The sequence below is a fragment of the Psychrobacillus sp. genome (assembly GCF_032154225.1).
In the GTDB taxonomy this organism is placed as follows: Bacteria; Bacillota; Bacilli; order Bacillales_A; family Planococcaceae; genus Psychrobacillus.
Genome location: NZ_JALDYF010000005.1, coordinates 34493 through 55252, shown reverse-complemented (window position 1 = coordinate 55252; position 20760 = coordinate 34493). Strand labels below are relative to the sequence as shown.

The window sequence follows — 20760 nt, the reverse complement described above, 5'->3', positions numbered from 1 at the left end:
AATTGTGTTCCATGAGAAGTGCAATTTGAAAGGGGCAAGAAGCGTTGCAAACAAAGTCAAAATGGATGCTGCGAGTGATGGCAGTTGCTACAACCGGAGCACTTTTACTTACTGCTGGACCAAATGTACTTGCAAATACATTAAAAGATTTAAAAGGTGAGCAGCAACAGCTGGATCAGCAAAAAGATGAACTGAATTCGAATATCAAAAAAACAGAAGGTCAAATAAATTTAAATGTATCTAAAATAGACCAAATTATGGCTCAAATACAAGTGCTAGACAATGAGATTATAGCAACAGAAACGAATATTACAAACGCACTAAATGAAATTAAAATAACGACGAATGAAATTGAAAAATTGCATGAGTCGATTACAGAGTTAGAGCGTAAAATAGAAACGCGAGATGTACTTCTGCAAGAAAGACTTCGCGCAGTACAAGTAAGCGGTGGTACTGTTAGTTATTTAGACGTTCTATTAGGCGCTAATAGCTTTGTCGACTTTATCGATAGATTTTCAGCTGTAAATACATTGATGGAAGCAGACCGCAGCATTTTAAGAGAACAAGCATCTGATAAAAAGCAGTTAGAAGAGCAAAAAGCAAGTTTAGAAAATAAACTAAAACAACAAGAAGAAACGAAAGCTAAGCTTCTTAGTTTGAAAGCATCATTAGATGGCCAAAAAGCTTCTAAAGGTGTGTTAATCGATCAATTAGAAGCAGAGCAAAGTAAGTTACAAGAACAAAAAGAAGTGATGGAAACAGAATACGAAGAAGTACTAAATTTAAGCAAAGACGTACAAGATAAAATTGTAGCGGAGCAAAAGCGTTTAGCAGCAGTTGCACGAAAACAAGCAGAAGAGAAAAAGCGTAAACAGGAAGAAGAGCGCAAACGTCAACAAGCAGCGGGTGGATCTTCTACAGCAATCCCATCTGTTTCTCCAGGTTCATGGACTAAGCCAGCTAATGGAAGATTCACTTCTGGTTATGGATATCGTAAGCATCCAATTTATGGCACTGGATTAATGCATTATGGTATTGATTTTGCAAATAGTATTGGTACTCCTGTTATTTCGGCAGCAGATGGTGTTGTTTCGTATGCTTCTCCATTAAGTACATATGGTAATGTCGTAATGGTTACGCATTCTATAGATGGTAAAATACTCACGTCGTTATATGCACATTTAAGCAGTATTAAAGTGAGTGTTGGACAAGAAGTATCAAAAGGACAAATTATTGCGGCAATGGGGAATACGGGGAATTCTACAGGACCTCATTTACATTTTGAAATTCATGTTGGAAACTGGGAAGGTATGGCGAAAAACTCAGTAAACCCTCTAAGATATATATCATTTTAAGAAAATCGACACTCGTCTGTTTAAGGCGAGGTCTTTTTTCAATTTTCTAGTAAGGAGTGAGATGTTTGCAGGTTACTGAATGGTATATTATTCGCTCACTGACGTTGCCTGCTTCTTGGGTATCTGTTATTATTGCGCTTATTGTTACATGGCTTATTTTGTGGAAATTTTATGGGAGAGCTGTGGAAGATTGGTTTTCTGATTCTGCTATTATGTTTATTGTCGTATGGAAATTAAGTGTTATTTTGACAGACTTTAAAATGGTTGTGGAGTTTCCACTGTCTATTTTGTATTTTAATGGTGGGAAAATAGGTGTGTTTTTAGGGCTCTTTGCTGCGTTAACGAAGCTTTATGTATCACTAAGAAAACGTGGATTTAAAGAACAGGATTTGAAAGCGCTATTATTTGGTTTTATAAGCCTGCAAGTAATCTATCAGTTTTTGATGGTATTTTTAAACGATGGACTTATGTGGCAAAAAACAATAACTATTATCTTTTTTGGACTATTTGTCATTTTTGCGTCTGTACGAATTTTACGAGATGACAAAACGATACAACAAATTAGTATTGTCCTTCTACTTGTGCATATAATAGTAGCGATGCTTCAGCCAAATGGACTTTTTCAAACGCCTTTATTTGTAACGCTTAGTGTTACTCTCTTTATTAGCTTATTGCTATTTCAAAGAAAAAGTCAAAGCAAAATGATTCGTGTGGAGGGAAAATTGTGAAGAAAAAAATGATTGGATTATTGGTCGTCGGTTGTTTAGTTGCAATCGCTACTATTTCATTTGTCAAAAAAAATATTGATGAAAAAGAAGCATTTGAAGGGGAACAAATGGGCACAGATTTAGCTTTAAATCCTGCAAATGAAGGGATTGGTAAAGGAGATAGTGCACCTAACTTTACATTAACTACATTAGACGGGGAAGAAGTAACTTTAGCAGATTATCAAGGAAAAAAAGTAGTGTTGAATTTTTGGGCTACATGGTGTCCTCCTTGTAAGGCGGAAATGCCACATATGCAAAATTACTATGAAGATATGGCTGAAAAAGAGAATGTTGAAATTTTAGCTGTAAATTTAACAAGTGGTGATAGCGGAGTAGATAAAGTTCAAGCATTCCAAGAAGATTACGGTTTAACTTTCCCTATTCCACTCGATGAGGAAGGAACAGTAGGGGGAACATATAGTATTCTTACAATTCCAACTACATATATGATCGATACGACTGGTACAATTCAAAATAAAATTGTTGGTCCAATGGATGAACAGATGCTTACTAACTTAGTGAGTAATCTAAAATAATATCCGGCTTTGCACAAGTATTAAATTCTCTTGTCCTCACATATATTGTAGGAAAAGTAGGAGGTATAACTTGCGCAAAAGTCGGATTTTTTTATATGTTGTGTTGTTTATTATTTTGCTAGGGCTTGTGTATGTTTGGACAACGAAGTCACTGAAGGATGAGCAGACGGCGGCAGTTAGTAATAGCCAGGTGATTGATGAAGCTTTTAAAATGATTAAAAAAGAAGCGGTGTTTTCAAAGAGTGAAAAGGTTATTGTAGAAGGTGCAATTCGAGGGATGGCTGGAGCATTAGAAGATCCATATAGTACGTACTTAACGAAGGAAGAGGCTGCTGCTCAGGAAGCAACATTAGCAGAAGAACGAGTTGGTATTGGTGCAGAGATTATGCTATCTTCCGGTAAATTTGTTGTTGTTTCAGCAATAAAAGATTCACCAGCATATAAGGCTGGTGTGAAGCCACAGGATGAGATTGTCAAGGTAAATGATGTGCGTTTAGAAGGAAAAACGATGGCACAGTTAATACAAACTTTAAGTGGAGAAAAAGGAAGTAAAGTGAATATGACGGTGTTTCGAGCAAGCGAGGATCGCCATGTAGAGCTACATATGAAACGTGAAACGATTGCGATGCACACAGTATCGAGTGAAGTGTATAAGATGGATGATTACTCGATTGGTATAGTGACGATTTCTATATTTGGAGAAAAAACCGCAGAAGAATGGAAGAAGCAAACAACTGCATTAGTCGACCGTGGTATTGATGGTTTACTTATTGATGTGAGGGGTAACCCAGGTGGCTATTTGCATAGTGTTTCAGAGATTATTGGAACATTGCTAAAAGATGGTACGACATTTGCATATATGCAAGATCCTAAAGGTGTATTGGAAATGTTAAATACGGAAAGTAAGGAAAAGCCATATTTAAATAAAATACCGGCTGTTTTATTGCAAAATGGGGGAAGTGCTTCAGCTAGTGAAGTACTTGCTGGTGCTATGAAAGATCATAAACGAGCAATGATTATTGGGGAAAAAAGCTTCGGAAAAGGAACGGTTCAAGAAACACATCCCCTTTCCAACGGTGGAAAGTTAAAAATTTCTACGCATAAATGGTTAACACCGAAGCAGGAATGGATTCATGGAAAAGGAATTCAAGCAGATTTAGAAGTGTTGCCTGATGAGTTATATACGTTGGAAGTAAAATCTCTGCAAGGAGAGTTTAGAGTTGGAGAGTACGGGGAAGAAATTCAATATGTGCAAAATGTATTAACGGCTTTAGGATATAATGTCGCACGAAAAGATGGTTATTTCGGAGAAGATACAATGGAAGCGGTAGAAAAGTATCGCCAAGAGAAAAAGCTAGCACAAAGTGATCAAATAGACGCTGCATTATTTCAATCTCTTACTAAAACATTAACAGAGTATAGAGCGAGAAAAGAAAATGATAAGCAGCTGCAAATGGGCGTTAGTTATTTAATTCATGAAATGAAAAAATAATAGGAGCATAGTAAGGAAGAAAGTTTCGTATTAGTCTAAAATCCTATACGCAAAGGTGCCCTCATTTGTTACAATAATAGAATGATAGTTGCAAGTGAGGGGGCTGCGTATGATAGAAGAAATTTTAATAGAATTGGCTAAAGGAATAGGACGATTTTTCCTTCATCCAGCAGTATATATTACGCTTCTTTTCTCAGTGTTATTAGGATATGTTCGAGTGAAAAGAGAGAGAAAACATTTCCGAACGAGGGTTTTATGGGGATGGACTGAAACAAAACGGTTATTGGAAGGCTATGTACTAGCAATTATTATTTCGGTTATAAGTGTCGCTGTTGGACTAGTTGTTCCAACTCCATGGTTGTTTTTTTATAGTGCTTGGATGATTTTATTTATTGTTTTATTTCAGTATCAATTAGGTTCTGCTATTTACGCAATGGCATTAGGGGCTGGAGTTCTCTTTGTTATGTATATAAACGATTGGTCATTTACTCTTTTTTCTTTGGAATTCACAGGACTTAATATGTGGAATGAAGGGTTTACTACGATTGCGATTTTGGCAGGCTTGTTATTGATCGTAGAAGGAATTCTTATACAGAAACATGGTTTTTCTACTGTTTCCCCTTCTTTAGTAAAGGCATCTAGAGGAATTGAATCGGTTGAATACATAACAAAACGTTTATGGATGTTACCAATTTTGTTAGTTATTCCTGGAGATACTATTACAGCGTATATTCCATACTGGCCACAGTTTTCAATAGGTGAGTCTACGTTTTCTTTAGTCGTTTTTCCATTTGTTATTGGCTACCGACAAAAAAGCAGAAGAACACTTGCGGCGAAATTTTTCCCGGCGTATGGAAGAAAAGTTTGGCAATTAGGATTTGTTGTAACGGTTTTTGCAGTAGCGGGATATGTTATGCCAGTAATAGGTGCTGTTGCCATTATGTTAGGTGTTTTAGGAAGGTTTTTGATCTCATTAGTGGAATACAAAAAAGAAACTGCAGGTGGATTTGCTGTGTCTCCGCAATCAACAGGTGTTATGATAGCAGGAGTTTTAGCGGATTCTCCGGCTGAAAAAATGGGCTTACAAATTGGGGAACAAATTGTGAAAGTAAATGGACAAAAAGTGATGACGGAGCAGGAGCTTTATGAAGCTGTTCAAATAAATGCGGCACATTGCCGTTTAGAAGTTTTGGATTTTAACGGAGAGCTTCGTTTACGTCAGCATGTTTTGTTTCGACATGATCATTATCGCTTAGGCTTACTGTTAGTGAGATAAGGAGGGCCTATGGAAACATTATCTTTATCCACGCAAGTAATATTGGCTGTTTTTGCTCCAGCGTTGCTTGTTGTGTTGTTTACGCGTATTACGTTTAATCGTTATGTGGCGCTTGTGTTGACGGTTGCATTGTTTGCAGCGTCGGTGTATGCAGGTTATACGCATAGATGGTGGATTTATCTATTGGATGCTGCTTCTTTGACTGCTGGGTTTTGGTATGCAGTTCAAATGGGAGCACGAAATAAAAAAGGTAACAAAAAATCCGTCTCTCATTGAGGCGGATTTTTTGAAGAAAGTATATAATAGTGGATTTTGTTACAAGCCGGACGCTTTCAGCGGGCACGGCTTCAATCTCCTCGTCGTCGCAAAGATACTGGCCAAATAGAGTTCGGCCAGTGTCTTTCCTGCGGGGCTTTCAGCTCGCGCTTTTTCCGCCCGATTCGCCGGCTGGCTTTTCACTACATCCATTCTGCTTATGAGAGTGTATTTATATTCTTTCGACTCAAATGAGCTGAATTATCCATCTGTTTTTCCATTTTCTGTCCAAATGTAGAAGTATCTCTTTCTAAAAACTGCAAAGTACCGCCAAAATTGTATCTTTGGCGGTCTGCTTACTAGATAGAATGAATTTGCTTCTTCAATTGTCAAAAGTACTTAACTACTTAGCTCTGAAGTTTTTGGCGAACGGAAGGAGAACATTTGCCATAGTATGACCGAAGAAAAAGCTTGTTGGAAGTGGTGTAGCCGCCTTCAACAAGCTTTAAAATTTTACTATTTATCGTATGGGCGAATGTTAAGCCAGGAGTGAGTCGGAAACTACGTCGATAAAGTATTTTACTTTTTCACTAAAAAAACAAATCCTATGTATCAAAACAACAAACTATAGCCAGCGAGTATTGCGATTGTGCCTAATACTACGACCATTACATTAGACGAAATAATCGCCAGTGTAAAAGCAGAAATTGTGCCAATAATGCCGAACAATAAATTGCCTGCTTGCACATATAAAATAGCAGGGAATATTAATGCACCTAAAACGGCAAATGGGATATTTCGTAACACGCCAGAAATTACTGAAGGTAGCTCTTTACCTTCTAAAAAAGTGAGTGGGAAAGCCCTTGGAATGTACGTAACTAATGCCATACCCAATAACATCCACCAATACCATGCGCCCATTTTTCTATGCTCCTTTCGGCAAATTTCGATCACGCTTAGCATAAATAATTTCTACCAAAATAGAAGATGCCAACGTAGCGACTAAAATTGCCCAACCTGTCGATAATAAGTCTGTCCAATAAAAAAATCCATTAATAACAGCTGCAATAAGAGCTAGCATAACTACTTTTCGATTGCCCCGCATAGACGGGACAAGCAGTCCGACGAACATGGCATACAAAGCGATCGACATTGCCGCCTGTAAAAAAGCAGGCAGGTTTGCGCCTATTACATGACCTACGGCGGTGAAAATGACCCAGCTGGCATAAGCGATGAATGCAACTCCAAATGCGAAGGGGGTACGAATTTTATCTTCTTTTTGTGTTGCTAAGACAGAAAAGGATTCATCCGTAATACCGAATGCATAAATTCCCTTCACCCATCTTTTTTCACTCTGCATCTTTTCGTTCAGTGCAGCCGTCATTAAGAAGTGACGAATGTTGACGACAAATGTATTTAAAACGATTAAAATAGGATCAACGCTTTTTGCAATTAATGTTAAGGAAATGTACTGTGCTGCTCCTGCATAAACAAACATACTCATCGCAGTTGCTTCAATAATCGACAAGCCGGATGTTTTGGCTAATAAACCAAAAGTCAGCGCAACGGGAAAGTATCCTATCGCAATACTAGTTCCGGCTTTTATTCCTTGAAAAAATGAATTATTATTCAAATGTATTCACCACCTAAAATGACATAGTGCACAAATTATACTATAATTATAAAGTTTTATGTACATGAAATAAGGGAATAGTGTGAATATACATACATATTGTGGAGGAGAGTACCATGCCAAGCTGGTTTTCAATTGAGACATTAACAAATTTAGCACAAGATTATCGCGCACTCGGGCCGTTAATTGGTATCCTTCTACCGTTTATCGAGGCTTTTCTACCTTTTCTGCCACTCATCGTTTTTATCGTAGCAAATGTTACTGCATATGGAGTGTTATTTGGATTTTTACTTTCTTGGTTAGGTTCAGTTATCGGTGCGTATACAGTATTTTTAGTCATTCGAAAATATGGACGAGCTCGTGTTTTAGGTTTTATTACAAGGCATGAAAAGATACAAAAATTAATATTATGGGTAGAGAGAAATGGTTTTGGACCACTTTTTTTACTCATTTGTTTTCCGTTTACTCCATCAGCACTTGTGAATATTGTTGCAGGCTTGTCCAATATGAAAAAAAAGACGTATTTATGGACGGTTGCATTTGGTAAACTGATTATGATTTTAGTCATTAGCTTTATCGGATCTGATATCAAGGCACTCGTCACTCAACCAATACGAACTGCCATCGTTGTAATTATTATTTGTATTCTTTGGTATGTTGGTAAACATGTGGAAAAAAGACTCGATAAAAAGGTAGAGGCAGAATTTAAAAGTAGCAGCAAAGAGGAGAGCAAAATTGAGTAATACAGCAAAGGAAATAATAGAATGGATAGGTGCAATGCTAGTCGGTATCATAATCGTTATTGTTTTTCGGACATTTATCATGACGAATTACGAAGTGGTAGGCAATTCTATGATGCCGACATTACAAGATCGAGATAGAGTGGCTGTCAGTAAATTATCTAAAATAGAACGAATGGATATCGTTATTTTTCATGGAGAGGATAATGAAGATTACGTAAAGCGTATTATCGGTGTACCTGGAGATAAGATTGTGTATGAAAACGATACACTTTATGTTAATGATAAAAAAGTAATGGAGAAATTTCTCACTTCTTACGCTGCTTTTCAACATCCAGAAGAAAATTTCACGGAGGACTTTGAGTTATTTGAACTCACTGGCAATAAAACCGTTCCACCGAATAAATTTTTTGTATTAGGAGATAATCGGCTAGCTAGTATGGATAGCCGATATTTTTCCTTCATTGACAAAAAAGATGTTGTTGGGGAAGTAAAAGCAAAGTATTGGCCAATACGAGAGGCGAAAATGCAATTTGATTCCGAATAAGTTTCCTACTCTACTGTATATTTTGTACAATAGAGGAAAGGAATTATTCGGATTTTTTTTTTAGAAAGTGGTGAACTAATTTGTCGTTAAGAATCGTTATGGGACGTTCTGGAACTGGGAAGACGTCTTTTATTCAGCAGGAAATCATTGACACATTGCAAGCGTCTCGATTAGGAGATCCGATATTTTATATTGTGCCTGACCAAATGTCTTTCTCCGCAGAGTATAATCTTGCTGCTGAGTCTGGATTGAATGGATTAATACGGGCGCAGGTGACGACTTTTAAACGTTTGGCATGGCGTGTGCTGCAAGAAACGGGCGGGATTGCGAAAGAGGAAATTAGTGGTTTCGGTTATCGGATGCTAATTCGAAGTTTATTGGAGGAAAATAAAGATCAATTTAAATTATTCAAGCGAGCGGCAACGAAGCGAGGATTTACAGATCAAATTGAAGTTCTTTTAAAAGAATTTAATCGATATTGTTTGGATCATCAGTCAATGTCGAATGCATTAAATGATTTAACGAATGTGCAAGCTCCGAAAACATTGCTGGACAAATCTTCGGATTTACTTATGATGCTAGAGTTGATGGAGCAGCGTTTAGGTACGAGTTATATTGACGGGGAAGGGTATTTATCTTTACTTGCGACGAATATTCAAGATTCTACACTGCTTGCAACCTCGGATATGTATATAGATGGATTTACTTCTTTTACATCAAGAGAGTTAGAAATTATTCAGGCACTTATGAAAAAAGTGAAGCGCTTAACGATTTCACTTCCAATGGAGTCCTTTGCAGAGGCAGCCGACGAGCAGTCGTTATTTCATCAGCCCGCTAATACAGGAACCAGATTATTAGAATTAGCTCAGGCAGAAAATGTAGAAGTGGAAGAAACGACTCATTTAGTAGAGCAAAAGCGTTTTAACAATAAAGAGCTTGCGCATATTGAACGTAATTTCGATCAGCTACCACCAACTTCTATCGAGACGGAAGGGCATTTTCAAGTAATTGAGGCGGCCAATCGACGAGCAGAAGTACATGCGGTTGCTCGTAATATACGCACGCTTATGCAGCAAAAAAACGTTCTGTATAAAGAAATTGCGATTTTGCATCGAGATGCTGACAATTATGAAGGACTAATTGAAACGACGTTTGCACAGTATGACATTCCTGTTTTTATTAGCCAGAAAAAGCCGATGTTGCATCATCCGTTAATCGAGTTAAGCCGTTCTATTATGGAGATTATCCGTTCGGATTGGAAGTATGAGCCAATGTTTCGAGCGATTAAAACGGATTTGTTTTTCCCAGTGAGAGCGCCGAAAAATAATTGGAGAGAGCGAGCAGATAGTTTAGAAAACTTTGTTCTGTCGTTTGGGATATACGGGGATAGATGGTTCGATGACAAGCGTTGGATATATAAGAAGTACCGTGGTCTTGAATTTTATTCGAAAGTACAGACGGATGAAGAGTTAAGTGTGCAAGCGGATATTCATGCGATGCGGGATATTGTCGTAACTCCTTTAAAAGCGTTTTCGGAGCAATTGCGTGAAAATGCGACGGGTATGGAAATTGCAACGGCATTATTTACGGTGATTGAAAAGTTAGATGTGTATGAAAAATTGCAGCAGATGAAGCAAGAGGAAGAAGAAAAGGGGCTATTGTTGGAAGCTTCTGAGCATGATCAAGCATGGAATGAATGGATCAATGTGTTAGATCAATTCGTTTTAATGTTTGGAGATAAAGAAATGACATTGGATGAAGCGGCGAAAATTTTAGATGAAGGATATGACCAACTCGAATTTTCTCGAATTCCACCAACGGTCGATCAAGTAATTGTTGGTAGTGTGGATATTGCTAGGCTGTCGAAGATGAAAGCTGTTTTTGTAGTAGGGGTTATTGATGGTGTTTATCCGAAACGAATGGACCATGAAGGGCTGCTGTCAGATACAGAGCGGGAGTGGTTTACGCAAATAGGATTTGAGCTGGCTCCGACATCGAAAATGCGTTTACTAGATGAAAATTATTTGATTTATAAAGCATTCACTGCCGCTTCTGATTATTTGTTCGTGTCTTATCCAATGTCTGATAGCGAAGGAAAGGCATTGCTTCCGTCAATGTATGTGAAGAAGCTACAGCAAATGGTCGAGCATGCACATGTGCAACTAGCGGCTATGGACCCTAGCGAATTGACGGAAGAAGCGAATATTTTATCCACAATTAGTCACCCGCGCACAACGCTTCCTTTTGTCGTTCGACAGCTGCGAGAAGCGTTGGATACTGGTAAGCTACCGGCTGTTTGGCAATCCGTCTATCAATATTATGTAGATGATCCGTATTGGTCGAAGCTTTTAGATCGAGTCGTGAAACCATTAACATATGGCAATAAAACCGAAAAACTGTCTCAGCAAGTAACGACTGCTTTATACGGAGAAACGATTATTTCCAGTGTTTCACGAGTTGAAAAATACTATAGCTGTCCGTTTGCCCATTTTGCTTCTTACGGTTTAAAGCTGGAAGAACGTGCGGAATATCGTTTAGAGGCTCCGGCAATGGGGGATTTATTTCATGCTGCTTTGAAATGGATTGCAGATGAAACAGCTCGATTAAATATTACGTGGGCACAGCTTTCAAGAGCGCAATGTGTGGAGCTTGCTAAACAAGCGGTCGATTATATTGTGCCAGTTTTTGTGCATCAGCTTTTATTGAGTACAAATCGATACCGATATATTCAGCGCAAGCTAGAGCAAATCGTTGCATCGACTTTAATCGCATTAAGTAAGCATTCGAAAGTTTCCGGTTTTGTTCCGATTGCAATTGAAGCAGGGTTTGGACCAGGGGAGCAGCTTCCAGCATTAGAAATTCCATTAAAGCATAACAGAATAATGCAGCTGCGTGGTCGAATTGACCGTGTGGATGCAGCGAATGTAAATGGCAATATGTTTGTTCGAATCGTTGATTATAAATCGTCTAAAAAAGGCATTGATTTGAACGAAGTGTATTATGGTTTATCGCTTCAAATGCTGACGTATTTAGATGTTGCGTCTCAAAATGCTGCAATTTGGCTGCAAGAAGAAGCGGAGCCAGCGGGCGTGTTATATGTTCATCTTCATAATCCTTTTATTCAAACGAAAAAAGAGATGGAAGAAATGGAATTAGAGGATGCTATTTATAAATCGTATAAAATGAACGGTTTATTAATCGATAATGCTGAAGTGATTACGGAAATGGATGAACAAATCGATGGTTTTTCAAAAGTGATTCCTGTTCGCATGAACAAAGATGGGAATTTGTCGAAATCGTCTTCAAAAGTTGTGGATCAAAAAAATATGCAACTGCTCCAATCATTCGTTCGTAAAAGACATGAGCTAGCTGGAAATGGGATGAATGCAGGAGATACAAGGGTATATCCGTACCGTTTAAAAGATAAAATGCCTTGTACGTATTGTTCATATCGAAGTGTTTGCCAATTTGATGCGCAAGATCCGGAGCAACCGGTGCGTTTATTGAAAACAGAGCATCCAGATATTGTAACGGATAAAATTCGAAAGGAGATGAGTGAACGTGGAGATTCCTAAAATGCCGGATGGCTTAACATGGACGCCAGAACAATGGAAAGCGATTTGGGCAACTGGCTCGGACGTACTTGTCTCTGCTGCTGCAGGTTCGGGTAAAACGGCCGTGTTAATCGAGCGGCTCATTCAAAAAGTGATTGCAAAGGAAAATCCGATTAATGTCGATGAATTGCTCGTCGTTACATTTACGAATGCTTCCGCAGCAGAAATGCGTCATCGAATGGGAGAAGCTTTGGAAAAAGCAATCGAGAACGATCCATCGTCTAATCATTTACGTAAGCAACTTAGCTTATTAAATAAAGCGCAAATTTCGACATTGCACTCATTTTGTTTAAATATTGTAAGGCAATATTCTTATATGCTATCGATTGATCCTGGCTTTCGCATTGCGAATGAAACCGAAGCCGCTTTAATGCGGGATGATATTTTAGCAGATGTATTAGAAGAAGCGTACCGCTCGGATAGTCCAGAAGCGATGTATCGACTATCGGATAGCTTCACATCTGACCGAGATGATCAATCAATCGAAACGATGATTGATAAATTATATACGTATGCACGCGTCCATCCAGAGCCGAATAAATGGTTACGTGCCATTCCGAATGCATACACATTAAAAGAGGGAATAACGATTGATGAGCTTTCTTTTATCGAGCCGTTGAAGCGTGCAATCGTTCATCATTTAGAAGAAGCGATTGCTATTACGGAAGAAGTTCGTAGACTTGCTATGTTACCAAACGGACCTGCTCCATTAGCAGAAACAGCGATGAACGATCAAGTGTTGATTCAAGAAGCAATTCGGTTGATGAAAATGGAATCATGGCAAAATGTGTTTTATTATTTTCAGGCTTTTTCATGGGGGAAAGCTTCGTCGATCAAAAAAGACAGTTGTGATGATGCGTTAAAAAAACAAGCAGCAGATAAACGAAATAAAGTGAAAAAAATTGTGAACGAAGTGAAAGAAAATTATTTCACAAGAACGCCTGAAAGATTGCTAGAAGAAATGAGATTGATGGCTCCACAGCTGCAAACTTTAGTAGAGCTTGCGATTACGTACGGAGAGCAATATTCGAAAGCGAAAAATGAAAAAGGGGTAGTCGATTTTTCAGATTTAGAGCATTATGCGCTTGAAATATTAACGGAGCGACAAGAAGATGGCGAGCTTGTTGCATCAGACATAGCGAAAGAGTATAAAATGCGATTCAAGGAAGTTTTAGTAGATGAGTATCAAGATACAAATCGTCTGCAAGAAACGATTTTGCAATTGGTGAAAAATGGAGATGAACGAACTGGGAATATGTTCATGGTAGGGGATGTGAAGCAGTCAATTTACCGATTCCGTTTAGCGGAGCCAATGCTGTTTTTAGGGAAATATCTTGCATTTAATGATTTACCGATGGATGCAGGTGTAAAAATTGATTTAAACGCAAACTTCCGAAGTAGAGAAGAAGTACTTCACGCCACTAACTATATTTTCACACAAGTAATGGGAGAAAAAGTAGGGGAAATTGTTTATGATGATGCAGCTTCCTTAAAACCTCGAGCACCATACGATGAAGCCGAAGTAGCAGCTGAGCTTGCGATTTTATATGAAGTGGAAGACGGCAGCGCAGGCGTACCGGAAGATGAGCAGGAAGAGATAGCTGTATCGATAGAAGAAGAGTTAAAAAAATCACAAGCAGAAGCTAGATATATTATTGCGAAAATCAATGAAATGATGGAGTCGGGAACAACAGTTTACGATCCGTGGAAAAAAGCTAGTCGTCCTGTTCAATATAGCGATATGGTCATTTTAATGCGCTCAATGACTTGGTCTGGAGAAGTGACAGATCAATTTAAAGAAGCGGGAATTCCGCTTTATGCAGAGCTTTCTAAAGGGTATTTTGATGCAATTGAAGTGCTTATTATGTTACATACACTTCGAACGATTGATAATCCTTACCAAGATATATCGCTTGCTTCTGTACTGAGAGCTCCTTTTGTTGGTCTAACAGAATCAGAGCTAGCACTTATTCGCTTATCTGCACCGAAAGAGCCTTTTTACGAAGCATTAAAAATGTTTGTATCATCTGGTGGGGCGGGTATTTCATCTGAAACAGCAGAGAAATTACAGCGGTTTTTATTGCATTTTGAAAACTGGCGTAATTTAAGTAGAAGAGGATCACTGGCGGATCTTATTTGGCGAATATATTTGGATACGAATTATTATGAAATGGTTGGATCTATGCCGAACGGAAAGCAGCGCCAGGCGAATTTACGCGTGCTGCATGACCGTGCGATTGATTATGAAAAGACATCTTTCCGAGGATTATTTCGTTTCTTACGATTTATCGATCGAATGCGTAAACGCGGGGATGATTTAGGTGCGGCACGTTCGATTAGTGAAAAAGAAAATGTTGTTCGATTAATGACGATTCATTCATCGAAAGGATTGGAATTTCCGGTCGTGTTTTTGGGAGGAATGGGTAGACCATTTAACCAAATGGATTTTAATGAACCGTATTTATTTGACCAAACATTTGGCTTAGCCGTGAAAGCAATTGACCCTGATAAACGAATTTCTTTTACTTCTTTGCCGTTTTTATCGATGAAAGAGAAAAAGCAAATGGAGTTAAAAGCGGAAGAGATGCGTGTCCTGTACGTTGCGATGACACGTGCGAAAGAGCGGTTATTTTTAATCGCTTCTGTCAAAGACTTAGCGAAAACACTTGTGAAATGGCAGGATGCACAGTCATTATTAAGTGATGAAATGCTACCAGATTATGTTCGAGCAAAAGCAAAAGGCTATATAGATTGGATTGGCCCAGCAATTGCGAGACATGCCGATTACAAGCAGCTAGCAGATGTTGTTGAAGCGAATTTGGTAGAAGATGCTTCGAAATGGAAGCTCGTTGCGAAAAGTATCGATGAATTGAAATTACCTACACAGCAGGAAGCGAAAGAAAAAGTAGCGTTGGATACATTAATAACAGTTGAAAATGAAAACCTTCTGTCAGAAGTGAAAAATCGTTTTGATACGGCGTATCCATTCGAATCTTCCACACGAAAACGTTCGAAGCAATCCGTTAGTGAAATAAAGAAAATACAGCAGCTTATGGAAAAAGAGGAACAAGATTATTTCCAAGCAGATAAAAGTCTAGGGCATTCTAAACGCATTGCTAAAAGACCGTTTTTCTTACAGCAGGAAACTGCTTTAACGGGGGCAGAAGCTGGGACAGCAGTACATGCTTTTATGCAGCATGTCGATTTGCATGAAGTTAAAACGGAAGAACAAGTGAAACAATTTGCAGTAACGCTAACAGCACGAGAAATTTTAACAGCTGTGGAGCAGCACGCGATTCAAGCAGATAAAATGGTTCGCTTTTTCCATTCGGATATTGCCGCACGCTTAAAAGCTGCGAAAGAAGTAATGCGAGAATTTCCGTTTACGTATGCATTGCAAGATAAAGACGGCGATAGCCAAATTATTCAAGGGGTAGTCGACTGTCTATTTTTAGAGGAAGACGGAAAGTGGGTACTGCTCGATTATAAAACTGACCGTGTGCAAAGCTTTTTAGCCAATGAAGCATTGTTGCAAAAAGAAATGACGAATCGCTACGGTACACAGCTAACGCTTTATGCTCAAGCAATCGAAGCAATTATGCAAGTTGATATTAAGGAAAAAGTACTTTATTTATTTGATGCGGATAAAACCGTTCTAGTATAGGGGGAAATTAGATTGAGGATTCAGCCAACAGAACTGAAGGAACGAATAATTGCAATAGATGTGATGAGGGGTTTTGCTCTTTTAGGTATTTTTGTCGTGAACATGCTATTTTTTCACACGCCGTATATTTATATTAATCCGTATACTTGGTTCCAAATTCCAGGTGATTTTGAAGTGTTTAAGTGGATTGATATTTTCGTACAAGGAAGTGTGTATCCACTATTTTCAATGTTGTTTGGATACGGGCTTGCAATGCAATTTATGAAAACGCAAGAAAAGGGAGCTTCTTTTACAAAGCTAGCTGTCCGAAGGCTTTTAATTTTGTTAGTTATTGGATGTATTCATGCGTTCCTTATTTGGTCAGGTGATATTTTAATTACGTATGCGTTAGCAGGTTTAGTGTTAATCCTGATGATGCGTTTAAAACCAGTTTGGTTGCTATTAATAAGTGCAATTTTGTTTATAGTTCCAATGGGCTTTTTAAATGGACTTGTGTATTTAATGGCAAAGATTGATCCAAATAGTGTTGTTATTTATACAGCCATTCAAAAAATCGAAGCGTCGATTATTGCGTATTCACAAGGTTCATGGGTCGATGTTTTTTGGCAAAGACTCGATGACTGGCTATATATGACACAGTACGGAGCAATTATATTAACGATTTTATTTATGATCGTCCCGTTTCTATTAGTTGGGGCTGCAGCAGCAAAATTGAAGTTAATTGAACGAGCTCGAGAGTTAAAATTGTTTTGGATTATTACAATCATTATTACATTAGCAGCTGGTACTGCGATCAAATGGCTGCCGTTTTTAACGGAAGCGAATGCATTGACAGCTTCTGTGCAAGATACATTCGGTGGACCGCTTCAAGCAATTGCCTATGCGGGAATCATTGCACTCATTTGTACGATTCCATTTATGCAAAAACTGTTATCGCCAATTGCAAAAGCAGGTAGAATGTCGATGACGATCTATTTAATGCAGTCGATTATTGCGACAACTATTTTTTACGCATATGGATTTGGCTTATACGGACAGATCGATATAAGAACGGGAACATGGATGGCTATTGGGATTTACGTGCTGCAAATTGTGTTTGCAGAAGTGTGGTTTATGAAGTTTAAACAAGGCCCAGTAGAGAGTTTGTGGAGAAAACTGACTTATTCGAATATTTCGCTGAAAAAGGATGAAAAAGGATGAAAAAGGATGAAAAAGAAGTTAATATGTAATACACTAGGGTAATAGTAAAAACTATTTGAGGGAGTGTCGTCATAATGAAACTATTATCATACTGTTTAAATGATAAAATTTACTTCGGACCAAAAGTGAAAAAAGAAGAAGCTGTATGGGATGTATTAAGCATACAAGAGACTCTCCAAATTTTACCTAGTTTCCCTGATACAATTGTAGAAGGTGTTACTTTAGGAATAGACTTTATTGAACAAATTCGAAAGCTAGTAGATGCTGCTTCGAAAAGTGAAAATGCAAATACATTTAAACGTTCATTTACGGAAATCGAATGGTTATCACCAATTCCTCGAACTCCGAAAAATATAATGGCTGTTGGAAAAAACTATGCTGACCATGCAAAAGAAATGGGCGGTGTAGCAAGTGATTTTGTTGTATTTACGAAATCACCAACAGCAATCTCAGCAGATGAGCAAACAATTTCAGTTCATGCAGATGTAACATCTTCATATGACTATGAAGGAGAACTTGCAATCGTTATTAGTAAAAGGGGGAAAAATATTCCTTCGAAACTAGCGTATGATTATGTATTCGGCTATACAATTGCAAATGACCTAACTGCTCGAGATTTACAAAAGAAGCATCAGCAATTTTACTTAGGTAAAAGTTTAGAAGGATCATGTCCACTTGGACCATATATCGTGACAAAAGATGAGCTTCCGAATCCACAGGAATTGTCGATCGTCACAAAAGTAAATGATGAAATTCGCCAAAATGGGAAAACTTCCGATATGATTTTTTCAGTAGAGCAAATTATTGCTGAAATTTCTAAATCGGTTACGTTAGAGCCGGGAGATGTTATTTTAACAGGTACTCCAGCTGGTGTTGGAAATGGATTTAATCCTCCGAAATTTTTAAAAGCAGGGGATGTTGTGAAAGTTTCTATCGAGGGTATTGGTACTTTAGTGAGCAAATTCGAGTAATATTTTTCATTTGATGGTAAGATATAAATGTTAATAAACTATCGAGGTGAAAAAAATGGAATTTTTAGCATCGCCACATTTACACATTACGACTTGGGTACTTGCACTTATCCTATTTGTTGTAGCACTTGCAATTGCCAAACCAAAAGTAGTTCATATGATTCTACGTTTAGATTACCTTTTGATTATTGTAACAGGAGTTGCATTATTCATTAAAGGGATGGATTTTGGTCAAGGTATGCTTTATGGTATGAAGTTTATAGCAGGAATTTTTGTTATTGGTATGATGGAAATGACTTTAGTGAAAAAACAAAAAGGAAAGCCTTATACAATGTTTCTTGTATTATTCTTTGTTTTCTTTTTAGTTACTCTTTTCCTAGGTTTCAAATTACCAATGAATATTAACTTTTTAGCATAGTAATTAGAAAAAGCTATCACGAATGTGACAGCTTTTTCTTTTTAAGAATTGGGGAGTGAGTGGCAAATGTTGGGTATATCATTGCTTGTTTTTGTTTTTGTATTGATGATTGTATTTGTTGTCGCTTCTTTTGTTATTTCAAGACAGCAGAAAGAACAATCTCTTGTCAGTTCTGATTTGTCGGAGCTTCAAAATAAGTTTATACATAAAGATGAGGAAAGATAGACGCCGCCAGAATGGTGGCTTTTATTTATTTTCAACTAATATAGTCACATAATAGACTAATTATTAGATGTTTTTTCCTCTTTTAAGTATAAAGGATAGCGATTGAAACAAAGCTTTGATAGAATTACCTTGATATGCTCAACTAAGGAGGACTTTTTGTGCGCTTAAAAAAAATGATTGTTTCTAGCTTGCTAGTGAGCAGTTTATGGTTTACAGGGACTACAATTACAAACGCTGAAGCAGAAGCTTCTATACATAACGAAAGTATTTATGAATTATATGTGGATCGTTACTTCAATCAAACGGTGTCCAATGATTTTAATGTAGACACAAAAAATCCTAGTGCATTTGCAGGAGGAGACTTTTTAGGTGTTGTTGAAAAAATGGCTCATATTAAAGATATGGGATTCACAACAATTTCATTAGGACCAGTATTTGCAACAGAATCATATGATGGAAAGCGTATTCTGGACTTTACCCAATTAGAAAAACATTTTGGAACAGAAGAAGAATTCGAAAATCTTATTAAAGCAGCACATAAAAATGATTTGAAAATTATGATTGAGTTTCCATTGAATAATTTTAGTGCAAATCATATTTGGACTGCGGATACATCTAAAAAAGAATGGGTTACAAAATCTGATAACAATAAGATGCAGGTGGATTTAACGAATGCAGAAGCACAGCAAGCATTAACAGATGTAATCGTTCAGTTTGCTAAAGAATATGAAATTGATGGTGTGAAACTTTCTGAACTAGATGGTGCTCCTGTTTCATTTATTGATAGTATGATTGCTCAATTAAAAGAATTACGCAGCCCGATGTATGTTATTGCATTAGAAGAATCTGAAGCAAACTTTGATGTACATTATTCCGAGCAATTGCTTGTGGATTTTAGAGATGCTTTTAAAAACACAGATTTGCCTACAGATATTATTTTAGAAACGAAAAATGAATTATTAATGGTAGATAATTTGCTTACGGAAAGATTTACATATTATAGTGCGTTGGAAAATATGTTTCCACCTTCTCGTATTAAAGTAGCAGTCGGCACATTGCTTTCATTGCCAGGTACTCCATACATGACTTATGGTACTGAAATTGCAATGAATGGACAAAACGCAGCAGAAAGCCATCAAATAATGGATTTCCGAGTAGATGAGGATATTATCGAGTATATAAAAGATATTAATTCGATTCGAAATAAATCTGAAACATTGCGAAACGGTAAAATGGAGTTTTTGAAAAATGAAGATGGCTATATTGTTTTTAAACGTTATACGGATGAAGAAACATTTATTGTTGTTATAAATAATACGAGCGGTACACAACGTATCGACTTATCGAGTGATATTGTTGGGGAAGATATGGAGCTACGTGGTATTTTCGAACAGGATATTGTTCGACCTTCAGACGACGGAAGCTACCGTCTTGTACTGGATCGTGAAATTGTAGAGCTATACCAAGTAACGGATCGCAAAGGATTTAACACATCGTATATTGCAGCTATGGCTATTGCTTACTTATTATTCCTTATATTTTTAGTAATCGTATGGAAAAAAGGAAAACAACGTAGACAAGAAAGCGAACAAAAGTAAAAAAGTAAGTCTTCAAATAATTTATTTGAAGACTTACTTTTTTTTAAGAATAAGAAAGCATATAAAAATGTCCAATGAACACAGGGTTTACCGGACATATAGAGAAGAGAGTAAGGGAGTATAAGAATGGGGGATTCCGTTACAAGCAGACGCGTTCGGTGGGCACGGATTCAGCCACTTCCGGTGCTCCTGCGGTTACTCGTCGCAGAAAACATCTGCTTTTCCCACCCGAGTCGCAGCTTTTCACTACATCCATCTTACTTATGAGAGTGTATTCATGTTCTTTCTACTTAAGTTCGTTCATGTAAGAGGAAAAAGTTCATCAACACTTCTAGTTAGAAATAGACCGACAATTTTCGTATGAAGTAAATTTGTCATCTACTTCTCCACCTTATGTCCAAATGTAGAAGTGTCTCATTCTAAAAACCTAAAGAGAGCCGCCCAAATTGTATCTTTGGCGGTCATCAAA

The 20760-nt window shown here is 37.6% G+C and carries 17 protein-coding genes; 15 read left to right on the top strand and 2 right to left on the bottom strand.

The annotated features are described in order from the left end of the window. The first annotated feature begins 44 nt into the window (after nucleotides 1-44). The 6 genes from RUH95_RS08970 to RUH95_RS08945 all read left to right on the top strand — a co-directional run bounded on the left by RUH95_RS08970 (nucleotide 45) and on the right by RUH95_RS08945 (nucleotide 5702). Complete coding sequence (locus RUH95_RS08970; RefSeq protein ID WP_313892523.1) at nucleotides 45-1355, top strand: murein hydrolase activator EnvC family protein; 1311 nt, start codon at nucleotides 45-47, stop codon at nucleotides 1353-1355. 65 nt (nucleotides 1356-1420) lie between these two features. Beyond that, nucleotides 1421-2083: a hypothetical protein gene (locus RUH95_RS08965; protein WP_313892522.1), complete on the top strand. Its 663-nt coding sequence runs from the start codon at nucleotides 1421-1423 to the stop codon at nucleotides 2081-2083. Continuing rightward, nucleotides 2080-2658, top strand: a complete 579-nt coding sequence (locus tag RUH95_RS08960; protein ID WP_313892521.1) for a peroxiredoxin family protein — start codon at nucleotides 2080-2082, stop codon at nucleotides 2656-2658. The genes RUH95_RS08965 and RUH95_RS08960 overlap by 4 nt, the downstream gene beginning before the upstream one ends. A gap of 70 nt (nucleotides 2659-2728) precedes the next feature. Continuing rightward, the gene (locus tag RUH95_RS08955; RefSeq protein WP_313892520.1) at nucleotides 2729-4150 is read left to right on the top strand and encodes a S41 family peptidase; all 1422 of its coding nucleotides are present in this window, start codon (nucleotides 2729-2731) and stop codon (nucleotides 4148-4150) included. Between the two features lie 109 nt (nucleotides 4151-4259). Further along, the gene (locus RUH95_RS08950) at nucleotides 4260-5426 is read left to right on the top strand and encodes a PDZ domain-containing protein (RefSeq protein WP_313892519.1); all 1167 of its coding nucleotides are present in this window, start codon (nucleotides 4260-4262) and stop codon (nucleotides 5424-5426) included. 9 nt (nucleotides 5427-5435) lie between these two features. Further along, the gene (locus tag RUH95_RS08945) at nucleotides 5436-5702 is read left to right on the top strand and encodes a CsbA family protein (RefSeq protein ID WP_313892518.1); all 267 of its coding nucleotides are present in this window, start codon (nucleotides 5436-5438) and stop codon (nucleotides 5700-5702) included. Between the two features lie 591 nt (nucleotides 5703-6293). On the opposite strand, the gene RUH95_RS08940 is transcribed toward RUH95_RS08945, so the two are convergent. After that, nucleotides 6294-6602: an AzlD domain-containing protein gene (locus RUH95_RS08940; RefSeq protein ID WP_313892517.1), complete on the bottom strand. Its 309-nt coding sequence runs from the start codon at nucleotides 6600-6602 to the stop codon at nucleotides 6294-6296. Between the two features lie 4 nt (nucleotides 6603-6606). Continuing rightward, a complete protein-coding gene (locus tag RUH95_RS08935; protein WP_313892516.1) occupies nucleotides 6607-7314 on the bottom strand; it encodes an AzlC family ABC transporter permease in 708 nt (235 codons plus the stop codon). A gap of 116 nt (nucleotides 7315-7430) precedes the next feature. Between RUH95_RS08935 and RUH95_RS08930 the strand changes: the two genes are divergently transcribed. From RUH95_RS08930 to RUH95_RS08890, 9 genes are all read left to right on the top strand, one after another. Next, nucleotides 7431-8057 carry a TVP38/TMEM64 family protein gene (locus RUH95_RS08930; RefSeq protein WP_313892515.1) on the top strand — a complete coding sequence of 209 codons (627 nt, stop codon included), beginning with the start codon at nucleotides 7431-7433 and terminating at the stop codon, nucleotides 8055-8057. Next, nucleotides 8050-8601, top strand: a complete 552-nt coding sequence (gene lepB, locus RUH95_RS08925; protein WP_313892514.1) for a signal peptidase I — start codon at nucleotides 8050-8052, stop codon at nucleotides 8599-8601. The genes RUH95_RS08930 and lepB overlap by 8 nt, the downstream gene beginning before the upstream one ends. An 80-nt stretch (nucleotides 8602-8681) precedes the next feature. Further along, entirely contained in the window at nucleotides 8682-12176 is a 3495-nt protein-coding gene (gene addB, locus RUH95_RS08920; protein ID WP_313892513.1) for a helicase-exonuclease AddAB subunit AddB, read from the top strand. A 1-nt stretch (nucleotide 12177) separates the two neighbouring features. Next, on the top strand, nucleotides 12178-15879 hold the full coding sequence (addA, locus tag RUH95_RS08915; RefSeq protein ID WP_313892689.1) for a helicase-exonuclease AddAB subunit AddA: 3702 nt from the start codon (nucleotides 12178-12180) through the stop codon (nucleotides 15877-15879). Between the two features lie 12 nt (nucleotides 15880-15891). Beyond that, nucleotides 15892-17079, top strand: a complete 1188-nt coding sequence (locus tag RUH95_RS08910; protein WP_313892512.1) for a DUF418 domain-containing protein — start codon at nucleotides 15892-15894, stop codon at nucleotides 17077-17079. A gap of 74 nt (nucleotides 17080-17153) precedes the next feature. Then, nucleotides 17154-18050 carry a fumarylacetoacetate hydrolase family protein gene (locus tag RUH95_RS08905; RefSeq protein ID WP_313892511.1) on the top strand — a complete coding sequence of 299 codons (897 nt, stop codon included), beginning with the start codon at nucleotides 17154-17156 and terminating at the stop codon, nucleotides 18048-18050. Between the two features lie 55 nt (nucleotides 18051-18105). After that, nucleotides 18106-18468, top strand: a complete 363-nt coding sequence (locus tag RUH95_RS08900) for a YisL family protein (protein ID WP_313892510.1) — start codon at nucleotides 18106-18108, stop codon at nucleotides 18466-18468. A 66-nt stretch (nucleotides 18469-18534) separates the two neighbouring features. After that, nucleotides 18535-18693: a hypothetical protein gene (locus RUH95_RS08895; protein WP_313892509.1), complete on the top strand. Its 159-nt coding sequence runs from the start codon at nucleotides 18535-18537 to the stop codon at nucleotides 18691-18693. Between the two features lie 158 nt (nucleotides 18694-18851). Further along, a complete protein-coding gene (locus RUH95_RS08890) occupies nucleotides 18852-20291 on the top strand; it encodes an alpha-amylase family glycosyl hydrolase (RefSeq protein ID WP_313892508.1) in 1440 nt (479 codons plus the stop codon). The last annotated feature ends 469 nt before the right edge of the window (nucleotides 20292-20760 follow it).